At 42.9% G+C, this 20051-nt stretch carries 23 protein-coding genes and 1 tRNA gene; 14 read left to right on the forward strand and 10 right to left on the reverse strand.

The genetic code is table 11. The features are described 5' to 3' along the window. Genes aroE through SU86_RS06410 form a run of 7 tightly spaced genes read left to right on the forward strand, consistent with a single transcriptional unit; the run spans position 1 to position 6684 of the window. A complete protein-coding gene (aroE, locus tag SU86_RS06380; protein ID WP_048188328.1) occupies positions 1–816 on the forward strand; it encodes a shikimate dehydrogenase in 816 nt (271 codons plus the stop codon). Next, positions 817–1668, forward strand: coding sequence for a shikimate kinase (locus tag SU86_RS06385; protein ID WP_048188330.1), 852 nt, complete (start codon positions 817–819; stop codon positions 1666–1668). Next, entirely contained in the window at positions 1658–2926 is a 1269-nt protein-coding gene (aroA, locus tag SU86_RS06390) for a 3-phosphoshikimate 1-carboxyvinyltransferase (RefSeq protein ID WP_048188332.1), read from the forward strand. The genes SU86_RS06385 and aroA overlap by 11 nt, the downstream gene beginning before the upstream one ends. Before the next feature lie 33 nt (positions 2927–2959). After that, positions 2960–4054 (forward strand): chorismate synthase, encoded by a 1095-nt coding sequence (gene aroC, locus SU86_RS06395; RefSeq protein ID WP_048188334.1) that lies wholly within the window; start codon positions 2960–2962, stop codon positions 4052–4054. Between the two features lie 3 nt (positions 4055–4057). After that, positions 4058–5425: an aminotransferase class I/II-fold pyridoxal phosphate-dependent enzyme gene (locus SU86_RS06400; protein ID WP_177318929.1), complete on the forward strand. Its 1368-nt coding sequence runs from the start codon at positions 4058–4060 to the stop codon at positions 5423–5425. Further along, positions 5426–6280, forward strand: coding sequence for a prephenate dehydrogenase/arogenate dehydrogenase family protein (locus SU86_RS06405; RefSeq protein ID WP_048188337.1), 855 nt, complete (start codon positions 5426–5428; stop codon positions 6278–6280). Beyond that, complete coding sequence (locus SU86_RS06410) at positions 6280–6684, forward strand: NUDIX domain-containing protein (RefSeq protein WP_048188339.1); 405 nt, start codon at positions 6280–6282, stop codon at positions 6682–6684. Before SU86_RS06405 ends, SU86_RS06410 begins: the two co-directional genes overlap by 1 nt. On the opposite strand, the gene thiC is transcribed toward SU86_RS06410, so the two are convergent. Continuing rightward, positions 6667–7995 carry a phosphomethylpyrimidine synthase ThiC gene (thiC, locus tag SU86_RS06415; RefSeq protein ID WP_048188341.1) on the reverse strand — a complete coding sequence of 443 codons (1329 nt, stop codon included), beginning with the start codon at positions 7993–7995 and terminating at the stop codon, positions 6667–6669. The two genes, SU86_RS06410 and thiC, sit on opposite strands and share 18 nt — an antisense overlap. 92 nt (positions 7996–8087) lie before the next feature. On the opposite strand from thiC, the gene thiD reads away from it, so the two are divergent. From thiD to SU86_RS06430, 3 genes are read left to right on the forward strand one after another with little or no spacing between them, the layout of a single operon-like run. Then, positions 8088–9383, forward strand: coding sequence for a bifunctional hydroxymethylpyrimidine kinase/phosphomethylpyrimidine kinase (gene thiD, locus SU86_RS06420; protein WP_048188343.1), 1296 nt, complete (start codon positions 8088–8090; stop codon positions 9381–9383). Between the two features lie 58 nt (positions 9384–9441). Next, positions 9442–10143, forward strand: a complete 702-nt coding sequence (locus SU86_RS06425; RefSeq protein ID WP_048188348.1) for a nucleotidyltransferase family protein — start codon at positions 9442–9444, stop codon at positions 10141–10143. Beyond that, positions 10143–10577, forward strand: a complete 435-nt coding sequence (locus tag SU86_RS06430; RefSeq protein WP_048188351.1) for a GNAT family N-acetyltransferase — start codon at positions 10143–10145, stop codon at positions 10575–10577. Before SU86_RS06425 ends, SU86_RS06430 begins: the two co-directional genes overlap by 1 nt. Here the strand turns inward: SU86_RS06430 and SU86_RS06435 are convergent. Beyond that, the gene (locus SU86_RS06435; protein WP_048188354.1) at positions 10574–10996 is read right to left on the reverse strand and encodes a hypothetical protein; all 423 of its coding nucleotides are present in this window, start codon (positions 10994–10996) and stop codon (positions 10574–10576) included. The genes SU86_RS06430 and SU86_RS06435 overlap by 4 nt on opposite strands. Before the next feature lie 42 nt (positions 10997–11038). Beyond that, on the reverse strand, positions 11039–12055 hold the full coding sequence (locus SU86_RS06440; protein WP_048188357.1) for a galactose-1-phosphate uridylyltransferase: 1017 nt from the start codon (positions 12053–12055) through the stop codon (positions 11039–11041). A gap of 115 nt (positions 12056–12170) precedes the next feature. On the opposite strand from SU86_RS06440, the gene SU86_RS06445 reads away from it, so the two are divergent. Beyond that, positions 12171–13451: a BPG-independent phosphoglycerate mutase family protein gene (locus SU86_RS06445; RefSeq protein WP_236687675.1), complete on the forward strand. Its 1281-nt coding sequence runs from the start codon at positions 12171–12173 to the stop codon at positions 13449–13451. Here SU86_RS06445 and SU86_RS06450 read toward each other — a convergent pair. Continuing rightward, entirely contained in the window at positions 13444–14004 is a 561-nt protein-coding gene (locus SU86_RS06450; protein ID WP_048188359.1) for a DUF309 domain-containing protein, read from the reverse strand. The two genes, SU86_RS06445 and SU86_RS06450, sit on opposite strands and share 8 nt — an antisense overlap. 86 nt (positions 14005–14090) lie before the next feature. Between SU86_RS06450 and SU86_RS06455 the strand changes: the two genes are divergently transcribed. Both SU86_RS06455 and SU86_RS06460 read left to right on the forward strand, forming a co-directional pair. Then, positions 14091–14438, forward strand: a complete 348-nt coding sequence (locus SU86_RS06455) for a 30S ribosomal protein S24e (protein WP_048188361.1) — start codon at positions 14091–14093, stop codon at positions 14436–14438. After that, a complete protein-coding gene (locus SU86_RS06460) occupies positions 14438–14617 on the forward strand; it encodes a 30S ribosomal protein S27ae (protein ID WP_048188363.1) in 180 nt (59 codons plus the stop codon). Before SU86_RS06455 ends, SU86_RS06460 begins: the two co-directional genes overlap by 1 nt. Here the strand turns inward: SU86_RS06460 and SU86_RS06465 are convergent. From SU86_RS06465 to SU86_RS06490, 6 genes are all read right to left on the reverse strand, one after another. Continuing rightward, the gene (locus SU86_RS06465; protein WP_048188365.1) at positions 14611–15318 is read right to left on the reverse strand and encodes a hypothetical protein; all 708 of its coding nucleotides are present in this window, start codon (positions 15316–15318) and stop codon (positions 14611–14613) included. The two genes, SU86_RS06460 and SU86_RS06465, sit on opposite strands and share 7 nt — an antisense overlap. Before the next feature lie 33 nt (positions 15319–15351). Next, positions 15352–16509: a tRNA pseudouridine(54/55) synthase Pus10 gene (locus SU86_RS06470; RefSeq protein WP_236687676.1), complete on the reverse strand. Its 1158-nt coding sequence runs from the start codon at positions 16507–16509 to the stop codon at positions 15352–15354. 40 nt (positions 16510–16549) lie between these two features. Continuing rightward, positions 16550–17875, reverse strand: coding sequence for a signal recognition particle receptor subunit alpha (locus SU86_RS06475; RefSeq protein ID WP_048188370.1), 1326 nt, complete (start codon positions 17873–17875; stop codon positions 16550–16552). Then, positions 17865–18557 carry a diphthine--ammonia ligase gene (locus tag SU86_RS06480; RefSeq protein WP_048188372.1) on the reverse strand — a complete coding sequence of 231 codons (693 nt, stop codon included), beginning with the start codon at positions 18555–18557 and terminating at the stop codon, positions 17865–17867. The genes SU86_RS06475 and SU86_RS06480 overlap by 11 nt, the downstream gene beginning before the upstream one ends. A gap of 130 nt (positions 18558–18687) precedes the next feature. Next, positions 18688–19098 (reverse strand): translation initiation factor IF-5A, encoded by a 411-nt coding sequence (locus SU86_RS06485; RefSeq protein ID WP_048188375.1) that lies wholly within the window; start codon positions 19096–19098, stop codon positions 18688–18690. Between the two features lie 50 nt (positions 19099–19148). After that, a complete protein-coding gene (locus tag SU86_RS06490) occupies positions 19149–19754 on the reverse strand; it encodes a hypothetical protein (RefSeq protein ID WP_320408974.1) in 606 nt (201 codons plus the stop codon). A 130-nt stretch (positions 19755–19884) separates the two neighbouring features. On the opposite strand from SU86_RS06490, the gene SU86_RS06495 reads away from it, so the two are divergent. Next, positions 19885–20004 (forward strand) — tRNA-Tyr (locus tag SU86_RS06495). Positions 20005–20051: the final 47 nt, after the last annotated feature.

A 20051-nucleotide genomic window follows, 5' to 3' on the forward strand; every position in this document is an offset into this window, starting at 1 on the left:
ATGACTAGAACATTTGCAGTCATTGGAGACCCAATAGAGCATTCCTTGTCTCCAAGCATTCACAATGCCGCATTCAAGGCACTAAACTTGGACTGTACATACATTGCTTATAGAATTCCAAGGAGTGAGCTCAAAGAGGGAATCGAGTCGCTGCGCCAAATCAAGATTTCAGGGTTTAATGTTACCATACCACACAAAATAGAGATGATGCAATACCTGGACGAGTCCAGCCCAGAATGCAAGATGATCGGTGCTGTAAACACGGTATCCAATGAAAACGGCAAATTTATCGGCTACAACACAGACATGGACGGCTTTTTGGAGCCCATCAAGAAACGAAGCATTGGAATCTCTGGAGAGTCAGTCTTGGTTCTTGGCTCAGGCGGTGCAGCAAGAGCTATAGTAGCAGGTTTTGCAAAGGAAAGAGCAAAAAAAATCACAATAGCAAACCGCACCATACAAAAAGCACAAGAGTTATCAAAATTCACATCAGGCCTTGGCGTAGAATCTGATCACACCACGTTGTCTGATGTGGATGTATCCAAATACAAATTTATCATAAACACAACATCGGTCGGCCTAAAAAACGAGTCAAGCCTCATTTCTACAAACAAGATAAACACAAACCACGTCGTGTATGATATCATTTACATGCCAATGAGCACGGACCTCATCACACAAAGTAAGAAAAATTCTGCGACAATAATTTACGGATATGAAATGTTACTTGGCCAAGCTGTATTGGCATTTCAGATATGGCACAAGATCCCGGCACCATACGATACCATGAAAAAGGTCTTGCTTGGAGGAGTCTAGATGCAGGTAAAGGCTACGGTAAATGGTGCAATCTCGCTGGTAAATGCAATTGCCACATGGAAGGGCGCAACGCTTGGCATATCATCTAAGGTTGAAGCAATTGTATCTGCAACCGAAGGCAAAGGTATACAATTACAATTGGACAATCAAAATATGAGTTCTCGCCTTGTCAGCAAGGTAGTCGAGTTTGCAGTACCAAAAAAAGAGCTGGAGAAAAACAAGATCACAATATCATTGAGCTCAGAAATACCAACCGGCTATGGGTTGAAAAGCTCTAGCGCCATTTCTTCTGTAATATCTCTAGCATGTCACAAACTATTCAGGCCCGATTATACTGACAGCCAAGTTCTAAATGCAGGAATTGACGCATCGCTTGCCGCCAAAGTAAGCATGACTGGAGCATATGATGACGCATGTGCCTGTTATTTTGGCGGAATCCAGGTTACCGACAACAAGGCGCGCAAAATCATAAAATCTGACAAAATCCCTGCAAATCTATCAGTTGTAGTGTTTGTACCAAAGTCAAGAAAAAGAGGAAACATCAAGCAGCTCAAGGTCTTGGATGTTATCTTTGAGAGGGCATGGAATTTTGCAAAAAATGGCGATTACTGGAACGCAATGACACTAAACGGATATTCAACATCAGCTGTCTTGAACTCTGATCCAAAAATAATATCATCACTAATAGAAAACGGAGCCCTTGGTGCATCCGTGTCTGGCAATGGACCATCCATTGCAGCTGTTGTAAAAAAAGACAACACATCAAAAATAAAAAAGGTCTTCTCAGAGCATGAGGGAACAATAATGGAGTCAGAAATCAACAACAAGCGAGCCGAAGTCCATGAACTGTAATGTAGAACAATCAAGGCTCAGTGGTGTCATAACATGTCCCACCAACAAAAGCTACACTCACAGGGCAATATTTCTGGCATCCCTAGTAAATGGGAAAAGCCTTATCAAAAATGTATTACGATCACGTGACACAAACGCAACAATTGAAATCTGCAAAAGCCTTGGCGCAGAAATTACAGAGGCAGGTAGCAACCTCAAGGTAAAGGGCATATCAAAGTTTGAAGGAGAGGAATTAACAGTGGATGCATCAAACTCTGGTACCACAATTCGAATAGCTGCTGCCATTGCATCACTCCGAGATTCTAAAACCATACTTACTGGGGACGAGTCGCTGCGAAAAAGGCCCATGAAACCATTATTGGATGCACTGGAGGCACTTGGCGCAAAATGCTCATCAAATGACGGAAAACCCCCGCTGGAGATCACAGGCAAGATCAAGGGAGGCGAGATATCAATTGCAGGAAATGTCTCTAGCCAATTTATATCAGCATTATTCATCGCATCCCCGCTAACCGAGCAGGGAGCCACAATCAACATCTCATCAGAACTAGTATCAAAGCCATATCTTGATGCTACCATATCTACGATGAAAAAGTTCGGAGTAGACGTGATTGTAATGGAGCAGTACAAAAAATACAAAATAGAGCCGCAGGAATACAAGCACACAACAATTACCATACCGTCAGACTTTTCCAGTGTCGCACTGTTGTTGTCTGCTGCAGTCTTGGTTGGGGAAGAACTCACAGTTAAGATTTCAATTGGTGATTTGGCTCAGGGCGATGAGGCAATAATTGACATTTTGGGAAAACTCGGAGTAGACGTATCACTAAACAACAATGCAATCACCGTTACCACGCCAGAAAAGTTGCTTGGTGGAAAATTCGATCTGTCCAATACGCCGGATTTGTTGCCGCCACTTGCCATCTTATCACTAAAGTGTGGATTCCCTCTGGAATTATACAACGTAAAGCACGCAAGATTCAAGGAAACCGACAGGATTGCAATTCTGGTTAGAGAACTAAAAAAACTCGGCCTAGACATTGCCGAAAAGGAAGATGGTATGATCCTAAATCCACCAACCATACTGAAAGGTGCAGACCTAAACTCGGAAGACGACCACAGACTGTTCATGGCGTTTTGCATTGCTGGAATGTATGTTGGTGGCTGCACCATATCAGACCCAGAGTCAGTTGATGTTTCGTATCCAAGCTTTGTTGATGACATGAATCATGTCGGCGCAAAGATAACAACGAAATAGGTTATATGCATCGCATGCCGATTTTTACATAAGATGCCTGGAAGCTCGATTGGTCAAAGGCTAGTGTTGACTAGTTTTGGTGAAAGTCACGGACGATGCATCGGAGCAGTATTGGATGGATGTCCGGCAGGCCTGGAACTGGAAGAAAAAGACGTACAGAAAATGCTAGACCAACGCAAACCAGGACAATCACTAGTATCGACGCAGAGAAAGGAAGGTGATGTTGTAGAAATTTTATCGGGTGTTTTTCGTGGCCATACCACTGGTGCACCAATTGCAATGATAATTTGGAACAAGGACCAGCATTCCAGAGATTATGAAAACCTAGTAACAAAGATGAGGCCTGGTCACTCGGACTATCCTGCCTTGGTAAAATACAATCAATACAATGACTATAGGGGCGGCGGGCGATTTTCAGGAAGACTCACTGCCACACATGTGATGGGTGGCGCAATTGCAAGAAAGCTGCTCAAGCAAACTCTAGGAGTAGAGACAAACTCGTACACCATAAAGATAGGAAAAATATCAATGAATGAAAAATTTGATCAGAAAATGAAAAGCAAGATCTACCAAAACGAAGTGAGGTGCCCAAACCAAAAGACCGCAGAGAAAATGAGAGCGTCAATACTTGCTGCAAGAAAGAACGGCGACTCGTTGGGTGGCGTGATAGAATCAATCACTACGGGCGTTCCAGTAGGACTGGGTGAGCCAATATTCAGTTCTTTGGAATCAGACATTGCAAAGGCAATCTATTCCATACCATCTGTCAAGGGAGTCGAGTTTGGGTCAGGCTTTGCAGGATCAGAATTGTTTGGCTCACAAAACAACGACCCATACGTTACAAAGAATGGCAAGGTCAGCACCAAGACAAACAATTCAGGCGGCATATTGGGCGGACTATCAAATGGCATGCCAATTACAATGAAAGTAGCATTCAAGCCGGCATCATCTATAGCAAAAAAACAATCAACCATAGACATCAAGACAAAAAAGGCGGCCATACTACAGGTGCAGGGACGACATGACCCGTGCGTGGTTCCAAGAGCACCACCAGTGGTGGATTCACTGGTATCTTTGGTTTTGGCAGATCATGCACTGATTGGCGGATTCATAAAGCCAGTCCTATAAGAAATGTCAGACATAGACTCGCTCCGAAACAAAATTGATGACATTACCATACAAATGGTAAAGCTTCTCAAGGAGCGAACCAATATAGCAAAGCAAATCGGCGAGCTCAAAAAAAACAGTGGCCTATCCATCAATGATGAAAAAAGAGAAGAGCAATTACGCACTGAAGTATCCGAATTATGCAAACAAATTGGCCTGGATGAGTCCATTGGAAAAAAATTCCTAAATTTCCTGCTAAACGAGTCCATCAAGGTCCAATCAGAGGGAAAACAAACGCACCTTACCATATTTCTCAAGGCAAAGAACCTGGAGCAGCAGGGCAAAAGAATAATCCACATGGAGGTGGGCGAGCCGGACTTTATGCCGCCAAAGATAGTCCAATCTGCTTTGGGCGAATCATACGATAAGGGATTTGTCAGATATGGCCCAGCACTTGGGATGCCATCACTCCGAGAGGCGCTGGCAAAATATTCCACTAAAAAATTTGGTGCCGAAGTAAAGCAAGAAAACATTCTGGTCTCACCAGGCGGAAGGTTTTCAGTATTTCTGGCAATCTCGACTTTGCTGAACCCAGGCGATGAAATCATAGTAATCGAGCCCGCATGGCCTGCATATCGAGACTGCGCAACAAATGCTGGAGTCAAGGTTCGAACTATCTCCACCACACTTGAAAACCACTGGAACCCATTCATTCCAGAAATAAAACAAACGATAAACTCTAACACAAAGATGATTGTTCTGAATTACCCAAACAACCCAACAGGCAAGATACTAGAGCCAAAAATCCAGGACCAGGTAATGGATTTGGCAAAGCAGTACGACCTGTATGTGTTAAGTGATGAGATCTATTCCGAATATGCATTTTCCATGTGGAAGTCAGTTCTTACAAACAATTACAAAAAATCAATTACAATACAATCATTTTCAAAATCGCATGCAATGACTGGACTGAGAATCGGCTACACCATAGCAGACAAATCCATCATAGAAAAAATGGTAAGACTCCAAGCACTGTGTATCACAAATGTCGCAGAGCCAATCCAGTATGCTGCGCTAAAGGCACTGGATGCAGACATTACACAAAACCCAAAGACAGTGAAATCAAAGATTGATGTTCTGGTGGAATCGGCAAAAAAGATAGGTCTTGACTTCATACCACCGGATGGTGCAATGTACCTTTTTGCCAGGATAAACAAGCCGGGATTTGATGGACTAGAGTTTGCCAATAGGCTCTTGGATCATGGGGTTGGAATCGCCCCGGGAGACGGTTTTGGCAATTACAAGTCATTTATTCGGATCTCTGCCTGCCAGGACCAAGATACGCTCCAGAAAGGAATGATGATATTAGATGAGGTTCTGAAGGGCTCGTAGATGAAAAAAAGCATCACTATTTTGGGCGCAGGTGGCAAGATGGGCCAATGGTTTGCCAAGTATTTTACTTCAATTGACTATGATGTGGTGGGATTTGACTCGGAATCTCCAATTACTGACAAGGCAGTAAAAAAGGCACAATCGCTAGTTGGCGCAGTCCTCAATGCCGATATTGTATTATTGTGTACGCCAACAAGACGCACACCGGAAATAATCAGACTGATTGCAAAAGAGATGAAGCGCGGATCATTTCTAATAGAGATATCATCACAAAAAGCAAAGACTGCCGCATCGCTATTGAAAATTCCAGCAAAGATAAACCCGGTTTGCATTCACCCAATGTTTGGCCCAGGTGCAAAAAAGATCAAGGGTCAAAACATAATATCAATTCCAATCAAGGATGCAAAAAAAGAGCTGGCGCTAGTAAAATCATTATTTGAGGGCGCAAACTTTGTAACAATTGATGCAATAGAGCATGACAAAAAAATCGCAATCATACTTGGTCTGACACATTTGGTGAATCTGGCATTTGCAAACATTCTATCAAAGGATGACAAGATATCACTCACTGAGCGCATGTCTGGAACAACATTCAAGATTCAAAAAATATTATCAGAGAGCATCATGACAGAATCAACTGATCTTATTGAGACCATAATATCCAACCCAGAGATTCGACGAGCGGCAGAAGAGTTCTGGAAAGACATTGGAAGACTACTCACCGCAATCCAGGAAGGAAAATCAGAGGACATTACCAATTACATCAGAACAGTACAGGAGAATCTGAGCAAGAACACCAATCTGGAAGACTCGTACAAGAAACTAAATACAATGATAAACGCAATCGAAAAGTAATGCGTTCAACCAAAATAGTAACGTCCTTTGTGACAAGCCAAGAAAAACTACTCATCCTAAAGCGCAGTGACAAAGTAAAGAGTATGAGGGGACTTTGGGGCGCAGTCAGCGGAATAATAGAAGGGAATGAGGACCCACTGCATCGAGCAAAAATCGAAATCTATGAAGAAATTGGCGCAAAACCAGAATCCATACAACTAATCAAAGCAGGGGCGGACATGACGGTGTCATCGCCTCAATATCCGGACCACCAGTGGCATATTTTCCCGTTTTTGTTCAAAATGGAGACCACCAAAATATCACTGAACTGGGAGAACAGCTCCTACAAGTGGATTAGTCGTGACGAGATAAATCAATACCAGACGGTTCCAAATCTGGACGAAGTACTACTCAATTTGTTGTAGGTTTTCGTTTTCTTTGGTATACTTTCTTTGTTGTGGCAGCATCAGGTACACACATGCCCCACCGCACATCGTACAGGGTACGTTATTTCCAGTGTGCTGACCGGTTCTATTGTGGATGCGGGCTGCCTCCTCTGGGTCTATAGACAGCGAGATCTGTTTTTCCCAGTCCAAGGTTCGCCTTGCTTCTGTCATCTTTGTGTCCCAAATGATTGCCTTCTCCCTTAGCTTTACAAGATCACCTGCATGTGCTGCAATGCGGTATGCAATCAGTCCCTGTCGGACCTCTTGTGCATTTGGCAACGCCAAGTGTTCTGCCGGGGTAAGATAGCACAACAAATCAACGCCTTCGCTTGCAGCAATTGCAGCACCAATTGCACTGGAAATGTGATCATATCCTGATGCAATATCAGTGACTAGCGGTCCCAGAACATAATACGGTACATCGCCAATTAGCGACTTTGCCAGCCTTACATTTGCAGCCACCTCATTTAGTGGAACATGGCCTGGACCCTCCACCATCACCTGTATGTCTTGCTCATGTGCTTGCTTTGTCAGTCTGGAGATGTTGATCATCTCTTGTACCTGTAATTCATCGTGCGAGTCCAAAATAGAGCCAGGTCGTAGTGCATCGCCAAGACTAAATGTTACATCGTATTTTTTTGCAACTTCAATCAGATAATCATAATGAGTAATGTAGGGATTTTCCTTGTCATACTTTAGCATCCAGGCAGCAGTTATGGTTCCGCCTTTGCTTACCACACCGCCATATCTCTGGACCTTGAGGATTCGCTTGGCGATCTCTTTTGATATGCCAGAGTGGATGGTAGTGTAATCAACGCCGTCTTTGGCATTGTTCTCAAATGCGTTTAGAAAATCATCTTCTGTAATATCCAGTGGGTTTTTGTGCTTTTCAACCCCATGGTTGTATGCCTCATAGATTGGAACCGTACCAAATGTGATCGGTGCTGCCTCTAGTAGTGCGCGTCGAATAGAGCCGACATCGCCACCATCGGATAGATCCATTATTGTATCGGCGTGATGTTTTACTGCGACTTTGGCCTTTTCTATTTCCTCATTTAGGTCTACTTTGAGCGTAGAGGTTCCAATGTTGACATTTACCTTGGTCTTGAGGCCCTTTCCAATTCCCACACGGTGTACCTTTTGTGGTCTGACATTGTTTGCAGGAATGATAATCGAGCCAGTTGCCATTTTCGATTTGAGCCACTCTACGCTGACGCCCTCATCTTTTGCTACTTGTTTCATCTCATCTGTGATTATTCCGCGTCTCGCTGCGCCAAGCTGAGTTCCCATAATACCAGTAGGTGACCTCTAGATTTAAACAATAGGCGAAGGATCACCGGCAATTCACAAATACTATAACCCGACAACGATTACAAATTTTCATGAACATTTTGGCAATCGGTGGATCGGATCCTTCCTCTGGCGCCGGCATACAATCAGACATAAAAGCATCACAAATACTGGGTGCAAATTGTTTTAGTGTCATAACTGCAATCACTGCACAAAATTCAAAAGAATTCAGTCTGGCAGAATCTGTATCAGCCAAGTCAGTTGAGTCCCAGATTGATGCAGTATTGTCTGATTTTGAAGTTGATGTGATAGTAATTGGGATGGTGTACGATGACATTACAATAAAAAAAATTCATGACAAACTAGAGAACAAAAAAATTCCGATCATATTGGATCCAGTGATAAAATCTACCACCGGCGGGACATTACTCAAAAAAGATGCAATCACATTACTCAAAAAATTTCTAATTCCTATTTCCAATATCATAACTCCAAATGTTGCGGAAGCCGAAGCGCTTTCAGGCATAAAAATCAGAAAATATGACGATCTGGTTAGAGCATCAGAGACAATCTCCAAAATGGGCGCAAAAGGCGTAATCATAACAGGACATTCATTTTACAAAAACAAAGTCAGCGATTTCATATATCATGATAAGAAGCACCAATCGATCTCTGGTAGAAAGATTCCAGGCCAAACACATGGCAGTGGTTGCAATTTTGCTACAGCCCTGGCATATTCCATTGCGCAAAAATCAAATATTTTCGATGCGGCAAGATTTGCAAAACAATTCACGTATCAAACTATAACATCTGCAAAAAAACTAGGAGGGAGGGTAAAGATAACCAATTCCAAGCCAGACCCAATTAGAATAGAGCTTAGCTTGGCAATCAATCAATTCCAAGAAATCAAGGGAGTCAGTGAATTGATTCCCGAATGCCAGACAAACTTTGTCTTTGCAAAGCCAAAAGCAAAATCAACCAAAGACATACTTGGTGTTGCTGGAAGAATTGTTAGGACTACCAACACGGTCACAATGGCAGGCACTCTAGAATATGGCGGCTCCAAACACGTGGCAACTGCTGTACTAACAATGCGGAAAAAATTCCCGCAGATACGATCGGCACTAAACCTAAGATATGATCAAAATATAGTAAAAAAATTCGCAAAGCATTGTAAGATATCCAGTTATGACAGAGTCAAGGAACCAAAATCAAGCAAATCAAAAGAAAACTCGTCCATTTCGTGGGGTATTAATTTTGCAATAAAAAATTCATCCGCACCACCAGACATCATATACCATAAGGGAGACTGGGGCAAGGAGGCAATGATCATAGTATTTGGGAATAATCCAGGACAGGTGCTGGACAAGATTTCAAAAATTATCTAACTAGTGCAAAGATCTTTGTGTAACTGAGCATAAATACTTGGGATTTTGATGTAGTTTTGTGAAAGCAGTAATTCTAGCAGGCGGACTAGGAACCAGACTACAACCATACACTACATTTCTTCCAAAGCCGATGCTACCACTCGGAGAAAAGCCACTGCTTGAGCACCTAATAGAGTGGCTTAGACGCAACAAGGTAGATGAAATTGTTCTGTGTGTTAGTTATCTAAGAAAGACAATCGAGGATTACTTTGAGGATGGTGCAAGGTTTGGAGTCAAAATAGAATATGCAATAGCTGACAGGCCGCTTGCAACTGCCGGCCAGCTAAAGACTGCAGAACCGCTGGTCAATGACACATTTGTTTGTGTGTATGGGGATTCTGTGTTTAATTTTGATCTCAAAAAAATGATTGCCCAACACAAGACAAAAAAATCATTTATCACAATGAGCCTTCACCAGTACAAGACCAACCTCAAGTACGGTGTGATTGAAACCAACAAGTCAGGCAAGGTCACCGCATGGAATGAAAAGCCAGAGATCAAGGCAAACATCAACATCGGGTGCTATGTCATGGAGTCAGGAATTTTCTCATACATTCCGCAAAACAAGCCATACGGAATGGATGATGTTATCAAAAAGGCGCTCTCAAAGAAAAAGGATGTTGGTAGTTTTATCATCAAAAATGGATTTATCGATATTGGAGACAAGGCATCCTACAAAAAGGCATACCAAGAATTCAGAGAAAAACTCGGCAAGATTTAATGTCCGATATTACAGTCCGCAAAATACTCGAGTCCGACCTTGATGTCGGCTTTTTAGAGTCGCTGGATTCGCTAAGAAAGGCAAGTGATCTGGACAAAAACAAGGCCAAGCAGATCCTAGAAAAGATAAGCCAAAACCCAGATCATACCATATTTGTGGCCCAATACCAAGGAAGGATAGTTGGTTCAACAACCCTACTAATTGAACAGAAATTCATCCATGGTGGAGGCAAGGTTGGCCACATCGAGGATGTCGTGATCTCAAAAGAATACCAATCAAAGGGAATAGGCGTAGTCATAATCAAGGCCGTACTGGAATACGCAAAATCCCAGGGCTGCTACAAAACAATACTGGACTGCGATGATTCTGTCAAGCCATTCTATGAGAAACTAGGCTTTGCCAAGCATTCAAACGGAATGCGGTACGACCACTAGAAGAATTCCTTGATTGGTCGCTTTTTTGTCCTAAACAAAAATGCACCCGCTGCCATTACAGCAAATGATACTCCCATGAATAATGGCGGAATCGTCTCAACGGTATAGACCCTATAGTTGGGGTCAATATTTTGAATCATATAATTTGCAGAAAGCATTCCAGCAAACAGAACAATTCCGCCTGCCAGGATCAATCCGCCAATTTGTCTTGAGCCATATCGCTTTGCCATGATGAATGCAGTTCCAGCAAGGCTTGATGCAGGTGCAACTCCAATTGAGATGTACATTAGGATCTTTGCCTCAGGCTCCACCTCTACGTTTGGATTTGTCAGATAATTGTATAGGACATTAATCTCGCCTGCAAACATTACAAAAAGGCCAAGTGCAGCAATTGCAATGTATTTTTCAATTCCTGCCATGATATAGAAAATTTCTTGTAGATAAATAAACGGTGTGACCCTTTAGATTATTCCGACCAGTCCGGCAAGTTCTTTTCTGCATGCAGCACCTAATTGTTCTGCTGCCTTTTCTGGCGCAACCGAATTCAAAAACACTCCATAACCCCGCTCAAGGCCGGACCATGCTGATGTTAGAGGATACACCTCAATGTGCCAATGGATTTGTCTGCTGTTTTTCTTCTCAGGTGATAGATGAAACACCAAGTTGTATGAGACGTTTTTGAGTGAGTTGGACAGTCCGCCAAGTGTTGCCCTTAGCATGAGGGACAGATCATTGATTTCTTTTTGCGTGATTTTGGAAAAACTAGTCGTGTGTTTTTTTGGACAAATCCAGTATTCGTATGGGTGTGATGGTGCCCAAGGGCAAAACGCCAAAAATCCTTCGGTTTGGAGCACCTGTCTTGGACCACCAGTCTCGGCATTTACCGACTGGCATAGTGGACATGCCCCCTTTTCGTTTAGGATTCTGTGCGAGGACTCGGCTTCGGCCTCAATTAGTGGAGGGATTGTGGAAAATGTGACTAAATTGATGTGAGGGTGCGCAGTTACGCTTCCTGCCTCTTTTCCGTGATTAATGTAAATTGAAACATAGGTTACGCCCCTTTGGGTGTAGAGCCATCGCATCCTGTCTTGTATGACAACCAAAATGTTTGACCACTGCTCAACTGATATGGTGGCCAGTGAGTCCTTGTGTTTTTCAGATGCCACCAGAATGTAGTGGTATCCATATGCAGGTTCTGAATATAGTGGCCTATCGCTGTACGAGTTTTCCGCAGAAATAGAGACTGCCGGATTTTTGCTCTCAAAGACTCGGACCGTCCAGTCTTCGACGTAGTTGTCTTCCGAGTCCTGCAGCCTTTGCAGCATTCCGTCCTTTGCAACCAATGACAACAATGATGGATTGGTCATGGATTCATTTCCAGGACAAAACGGACATTTCTTGGAGTCATCTATTTTGTCGTCGTTTTGTGAGACGATGGCAAATCTTTCTGAGATGTAGTCCTTTCGCATCGTCCCCATATTCGATAGTATGAATGCGTGCATGATAAAACCTTTTCAAAGATCGCAAATTGATTTTGGGTCAGCTGAAAGTTTAAAGTGATCTAGGATCAGTTTTCAAAAAGGGCAACTCAGAATGTCGGACAATTCCAAAGTGAAAATGGTTTATGTTTTGTTGGACGGAGTCGGCGACTTGCCACATCCGGATCTAAAAGGAACCACACCGCTAGATTATGCAAAAACTCCAAGCCTTGATAGAATGACAAAAAATGGCGCAATGGGAGAGGTCATATCAGTTGGAAAGGGAATCGCACCGGAATCCGACATTGCAGTCTTTAACATGCTTGGCTACAAGTTTCAGCACTCGGAATACGCAGGAAGAGGTGTAATTGAGGCAATCGGAACCGGAATTGACTTTAAAGATGGTGACTTGGCGTTGCGTGGAAACTTTGCAACACTTGATGATTCAGGCATCATATCTGATAGGCGTGCAGGTCGTAAAATAGAGAAAGAAGACGCACTAGCAGTATCAAAGGAAATCGAGGACACCATACAATTCTCAGAGCCTGGCGCATCAGTTGTTGTTACGCCAACAATAGGACATCGGGTTGTGGTTAGAATTCGTTGTGAGGGCAAACAGTTATCATCAGAAATTACAAACACAGACCCAGCATATTCACGGGTGGATGGCATGGGAATTGCCAAGGCAGTTGGAGATTATCTGAAAATAGAGCGATGTCTACCATTAAAGGACGTTCCAAATTCTGCGCTTACTGCCAAACTAGTAAATGAGTTCACAGAACAATCACTGAAAATTCTCAGGGAAAGTAAGACCAACCAGATCAGAAAACAGCAGGGCAAGAAAATGCTCAATTCCATTTTACTTCGAGACGCCGGCAACCATTATCCAAAGGTAGTTCCAATCAATGACTTGTATTCAATGAGATTTTCATGTATAGTGGACATGCCAGTGGAAATCGGCATATCCGAGGTGCTCAAGATGCGCACATTCAATGCTGGCGGTCTGACAGACTATGAGGAAAAGGCCCGTGTGGCAGCAAAGGCAATGGAGACGGAAAATGCAATCTATGTTCATCTGAAAGGCCCAGACGAATTCGGCCACGACGGCGACGCAATCGGAAAGATGAAAAACATTGAGGAAATTGATCAGCGATTCTTTGGCACACTACTTGATAATATTGACACTAGCAAGGTAGCAATAGTGGTATCAGCGGATCATTCCACGCCATGCATCAACAAGGGCCACTCGGATGATCCAGTACCGGTCTTGGTTTCTGGCGATATGGTAAAAAAAGACAACAGCACAAGATACACAGAGCGAAACGCAAAGCTTGGAAGCATCGGACTATTGGAAGGTGCCCAAGTGGTAAAGACTGCAATTCAGTTAATCATATAGTGAATGGCAAGATCTGCCCAGAACGCCTAATTTCTCCTACCTTCTGTCGCATCGCATCCACATCAATACTATGATACATTCCAGTAGAATGTGCCAGCTTGTCCATTGCCCGCCCCAGAACGGAAAGGCAGATGGTGTTCTCGGCTTTTTGGTAATGAACTAGGGCAGCTGCAATCAGTATGATTCCCTGAACTAGGTCTTTTTCGCCCTCGTAGCATTTTTTCCATACGCTCTCTAGGACCTCGTGGGCCTCCCAGAACCGCTCCTCGTTAAAATAAAATATCCCCTGCTTGATTGCATCCTCTTTTTCAATGTGCTCCTCGATTACCTGTCTTGCATGATCAAGGGGTGCAATTGGTGATAGTTTGTAGATCAGCTTATCCATTACCAGCTTGCTAATTGACACATCAAACTCGACATATTTTGTGGCGACTCGGCAATCCCTAATTGTACAGTTCAGTGCAGTCCCAAGATGTCTTGCCTTTGCAAGCAGCTCGCCAGTATCACTTGGGCCGTATCCAGTGTTTTTGAGGTGCAACATGAATCGGTCCAATGGATTGTGTGGGATTGATTTTTCTTAAATCTCTTCGTGATTTCCAATCAAGGTTTATATGAAATGGAAAAACGAGGCAAGAATACATGTCAATAGAAACACTCAGCGATGTAAACAATACATTCCTCTCAAGAAGAGAGATTGTTTGCAATTTCAAGGGCTTGGCAGGCAAGCTCAAAAAGCTAGACGCAGCAGACATGATTTCAAAACAATTCAAGCTTGACGGCAAGGTAATCATTCCAATTTTCATGAAAAACCACTCTGGGAGACCAGAAGTAACTGGAACCTTCTATGTGTATGAGAGTGAAGAGTTGGCAAAAAAGCAGGTCAACCCAACCATTTTCAAGAGACTAGATAAAATCAAAGCTGCAATTGCGGCTGCTGCTCCAAAAGAGGAAACAGCGGCAGAAGAGCCAAAAGAGGCTAGCTCATAATGGCAGACAAAAAGGCAAAAGCAAAGGCAACCGGCATTGCATCATACTATAAAATTTCTGGCGACAAGGCAACCCGAGTACACAAGTCCTGCTCCAGGTGTGGCAAGGGCGTATTCATGTCGGATCACAAAAACAGAAAGACCTGCGGCAAGTGCGGCCTAACTGAATTCATTCAGTAGAGCTTCTTTTTTCGCAGTTTAGATTCACGTTCTTCGTATTCTTTGATCTTTTGTAGTAGGTTTTGATTCAGGCTTACCTTGGCAAGGGCTTCTGCGGATAGCTTGACGGTGTTTGCATCTAGTGCCACATTTGTTACTGGTAGTTGCTTTGATATCCAAAACTTCTCTGTCTTGTCTTCTAGTTTATAGTCCTTGAATCCAGTTGGGAATTTTTTTGTAATATGTGTGAGTAGGGTTTGATCAGAAAAGACTGCCCTTGGCTCAAATAGCCGGGTGCTATCGGCATAAGTGTTCTCAAATAGACTTGAGGATACTTCATCTGATAACATTTCCATTTTTGAGATTTTGCGAATCAGCTCCAAATAATGCAGAAATTCGTGCGCCAGTATAGCATGAATTGTTCCCTTGAGTCCAAATGCCACAAGTGGGGCTGAAATCTGGATTACAACTTGAAATTTTTCCTCAAAGAATACCGGAATGGTTCTTGCAAATAATATTCCATATTGAAACGACATGTCTGCACCGCTAGTCAAGATAACGGACGGCTCTACGTACGATATTGGGTATGTGGTGCCCGATGCCTTTTCAATTCTTTGTATGCCAGCACTTACAAGCTCAAATCTTTCTAGTATGGCATCATGGATGTCTTGTGGGAGCAGTCCCTTTTGGTATGCCTCTCTTACCTTTACTAGATGATCCAACGGTATGATTCAAAATAACACGTGTAAAAAGCCTTAGTGTATGTTTACTTCATCAAAATCAAATCTTTCCAGCTTTGATTTGTTTGATATTAGATCAGAGACATTTGGGAAAATATCTTCGCCTGCAACAAAGTGCTTTAGTGGAACTCCACCATCCAGTTTCATGAAAAGGTAAAACGAGTTTTGCGATTCCACGCCATACTTGATAGAGTGAATATTTTTTTCCGATCGTTTGCCGGACTTTTCATAGATTGCCACAGTGTTGTTGCTTAGTTCGTCCAGCTTGACAAGGTTCTCTGGGATTATGGGATTCTCTGTTGTAATGTAGAGTCTTACCTTTGATACAAATGGAATTGGTCCCTGCGGAATCTTTGATATTTGCTTTAGGCCTAGTATTGTGATTTTGTCTGACTGTATCTTGTCTGGGATTTTGGGCCTTCTTTTCTTTGGGTTTAACAGCTTGGCAAAAAACGGCCTACCTTTTCCCAATACAGCGCTGGTAGTGTCCTCACCACCAATCCAGGTTATCTTTGCCTGGGTGGCGCCAAATTTATCAAAGAAATACCTGGAGATCATACCCTCTACACTATCAAATTCCGTCATGCCGTGTCTTTGGCACGTGACACAGCCTTTTCCAAGGCAATTCTGGCACGGCTTTTGCTTTTGAGGAATGTCTCGGACCGGCTTGACATACCTGCCGGCAACATAGAGCGATTTGGAGTGAGCCTCGCATGATTCGGTCTTGAAATCAACAGTTATGGTAAGGTCTGGATCGGCCACATTGTGATTACGCTTGGTCTTGCGGGAAAACTGTTTTGCCAGCTCGCGAGTGATACTTGTTTTTATGCCATCGATTCCTTTGAGCTTGAATTGTGATCTTAGATGATCGTCCCTGTCCAGAACTGATGGCTTTAGCTTGGCACCAATCAGAAACGTTTTGAAATCATAAACGGATGATGCCTCTTTCATCTTGTCCAAATAGAAATAAAGTGTATCGAACACATTCTTGCACACATAGCATTTTTTGTTTTTTGATTTGATCTTTTTGCGGATTTTTTGGCCCAACAATTTGTTTGATGCAAGGCCTAGCCTTTTTGCAAATAATCTCCCAAGACAATGATCACATAGATCATGTTCTGAGAGGATCTTTTTTGATAATGACACCACTGGGGTGAATTTGTCTTGGGTCACGATGAAATTTTTTTGGTAAAATCAGCTATTAGTGGTTTGCCTAACCCATACCCATTTTACGCAAGAAGCCCTGCATCTGTCTTCCCTTTGCTGCCTTCATCATGCCCTTGGAGTTTTTGTAATTTTTGAGCAGCTCCTTTACCTCGTGCTCCGGCCAGCCAGAACCGCGCGCAATTCTTTTGATTCTAGATGCGTTTAACAAGTCAGGGTCTGCCTTTTCTGTCTTTGACATGCTTTGTATGATGTAGCGCCACCTCTGGACTCGAGTCTCCATCTGCTCTACTTGGTCCTCCTTTACCATTCCGGAGAGTCCCGGCATGTTGTCCAAGAATCCCTTGAGGGATCCTACCTTTGATACTTCTTCTAGCTGGAAATAGAAATCATCCATATTCATCTTGCCGCTAGAGATTCTCTTTAGTCGCACATCATCTGCTTCGTTTTCCAGCCGCTTTGCCAGATCAAGCACTGCCTGAATGTCTCCCATTCCAAGTAGCCTTCCGACAAATCTTGTCGGCGAGAACAATTCCAAATCATCGACCCGCTCGCCGGTTCCAATGTACATTACCTTGGCGCCAGTTGCCGCCGATGCTGCAAGCGCACCGCCTCCTTTGGCAGATGAATCCAGTTTTGTGATTATGATTCCGCCTACAGGTACAGTCTTGTGAAATGATTCCGCTTGGTGGTAGCATTGCTGGCCTATTGTACCATCTATTACCAGCAAGGCAAGATCTGGATCGGTTACTTTGCCGATTTCTTTCATTTCGTCTAGCAGGTCTTTTTCTTCCTTGTGTCGACCGGCAGTATCAATTAGCATGATATCCAGGGCATGGTTTGCAAAGTGTTTCAGTCCGTTTTTGACAATTCCTGGTGCGTCCTTGTTGTTTTCCTCTCCATACACTTCGACGCCAGATTTCTCACAGTTTGTCTTTAGCTGAACTAGTGCCCCAGGCCTGTAGGTGTCTGCGCCAATCACTCCAACCTTGTAACCTTGTTTTGTTAGAAACTTGGCGAGCTTGCCAGTAATAGTTGTTTTTCCGCTTCCTTGGATTCCAAGCAATAATACCTTGTTTAGCTTGCCAGGCTTGAATGCAAAGTCATTTTCCTTGCCCAGCAATCCTGCCAATTCATCATATAGAATTTTAATAATGTGATCTTTTCTGGACAGTCCTGGTGGTGGGGTCTCTTCCAGTGAGCGTTTCTTGAGATTTTCAGCAATTCGTATTGCAAGATCAATTTTGACATCAGCACTTAGTAATGATTTTAGAACATCGTTTGCCAGCTGCTTGATTAGTTCTTCGTCTATTCCGGATGAGCTGACAATTTTTTTGATTGCTGCGCGCAGTCCAGTCTTGAGATTATCCAGCATTGTTTTTCATCTTTGCAGCCAGTATTTCAAATCTTCCTCGGTAGCCATCCCAGATTTTCTTGGTGTCAGTGATTTCTATCATACCAGAAAAGAGAGGACAGTCCACCACAAATGTTTCTGCCTCACCACCTTCAAAACTCAAATTGAATCTGTGTTTTTCCGATTTTTCCATCAAATCAGTAAGATCCTGTCTTGTTATTTTTTTGCCAAGCCATGATTCATCCAATCCATCAGCAGAGACGGCAGTTATGATAAACTCAAAGTTATGATCGAGTAATTCCACCATGTATTGTTTTTGATCTTTTTTCCAAATAGGTGTGATGATTTCCAGTCCTAGCTCTTTTGCCACGCCCTCAAATCGTGTTTTTTGAAATTCGCTTAGAATTCCGCCATGTACCACACCATCTATGCGGTGAGTCTGTTTTGCCTGCACCAGTCCTTCTTTGATTAGTTGCAGTTCCTGTGTGGTATTATCAGACTCTGATTGTATCATGATTTGTGGAATGTTCATGGCCTTTGCCTGAAGTGTTGTTTGGGATATGTTTGGGTGGTGCAAAAGATGGCTTTCCTCGGAACTAGCAAGGATTGTAATCAGGCAACTTATTGTGTGTCCCATTTTTTGCGCAGCATAAATTGCAAATGTACTGTCCTTTCCACCAGAGAACAATGCAGCCACATTCATTGTTGTGTATTCATATCAGCTTAGGTATTAACTAGAGTCCTTCAACACTCATAATCGTCATCAAAAATCAGATGGCTTTTCCGACCTATCATCAGGACCCTACTTTGAATTACACAATGATGTTATAGTTCTAACTCTTTATTCGCATGATTTTGGTTCTGTCCATTACCTTCCAGTATTCGACAGTTTGTCCCTGCTCTAGCTTGCCTTGAACTTCTTCGTCAATCATTTGAACATCTATTGTCTCAAAGGTCTCGCTATCCATCAATTGGATTTGATCACCAGTAATTGAGATGATTTGTCCTGATCTTTTATCAATCAGCGGAATGTGTACCTGCATTGATACAGGGCTTACGTGTGGGCGTTTTTGTCCATCAAAGATTCCAACACCTACTATTCTTGCCTTTGCTGCGCCGTGCTTGCCTGGCTTGCTGGTATCATATTCAATGATTCTGCATGGCTCACCGGATGGCTGGTCAGATACTGGGAGTAAAATGTAAGAGCCGATTTTTAGTGAACCCAAATCCGCAGGCTTGCTCATACTGTGACCAATTTATGCTCAGTATTTAATATTTATGAAGAAGATCGGGATCACTTTAGTTTTTCAAGAATTGATAGGCCGACCAAGTTGTTCATTGTGATTCCTTTTCTGCAAACGTTTCTTCTTGTCTGCTCGCAATACTTGTTTACACTTTGATGGCTTTTTTGGCTGGACACTTCCAATACCACGATGTGATCCTTGTATGGAAATGTGAATTTTGATGGCTCACTTGAATAGGACAGAATGTTGCCAGTGCTTGCCTTGCGAACATGATCGTTTTTTGATACCACCATGGCAAGATCGGAAATGTCCTCATCGGATTTTGAATACTCCATGTAATATACAGAGACAAAGTTCATCGTGCCATCCACGTCGCGCTCAAAAAGCTCGCTGTTTGTGTTAAAGACAAACGAGGTCTTGGGCTGTTGGTATTTTTCAATGTCTTTGGTTATTTTGGAGTCATCGTTGAATTTTGCCAATAGGTAATGATTTGCATGTGCGGGAAAATACGGCTTGCTGTCCTCAGAAAATGTGGCAGTCACAAAATACATGCTTTCTATGTTTTTTGATTCTTGCCAAGACTCTTTGATCTCAATTGACTTGTGGTCATGCATGTATGGAACGCATGCATATCCATCCAGGATGGTTTCTGACACTGCAAAAAATGCGTCTGAGAGATTATTTAACGCTTTTTTGATCTCTAAAAATTTGGAATCAAGTTTTGCAAGAATTTTCTGATTTCCTTATCAATACCTATTTAATAGAAGCACATGCGAAATTTTTTGTCCCAGCCTAGCTCAGCCTGGTAGAGCTTCCGGCTGTAGTGGTTGGCCATCGGCTAACTGTAATCAGCCTACTAGGCGCACAGATACCGGAGTGTCGAAGGTTCAATTCCTTCGGCTGGGACTACACTCCTTTGTCAAAACCAGTCTACAAAATATTCAAAAGCCACT

The sequence above is a fragment of the Candidatus Nitrosotenuis cloacae genome (assembly GCF_000955905.1).
In the GTDB taxonomy this organism is placed as follows: domain Archaea; phylum Thermoproteota; class Nitrososphaeria; order Nitrososphaerales; family Nitrosopumilaceae; genus Nitrosotenuis; species Nitrosotenuis cloacae.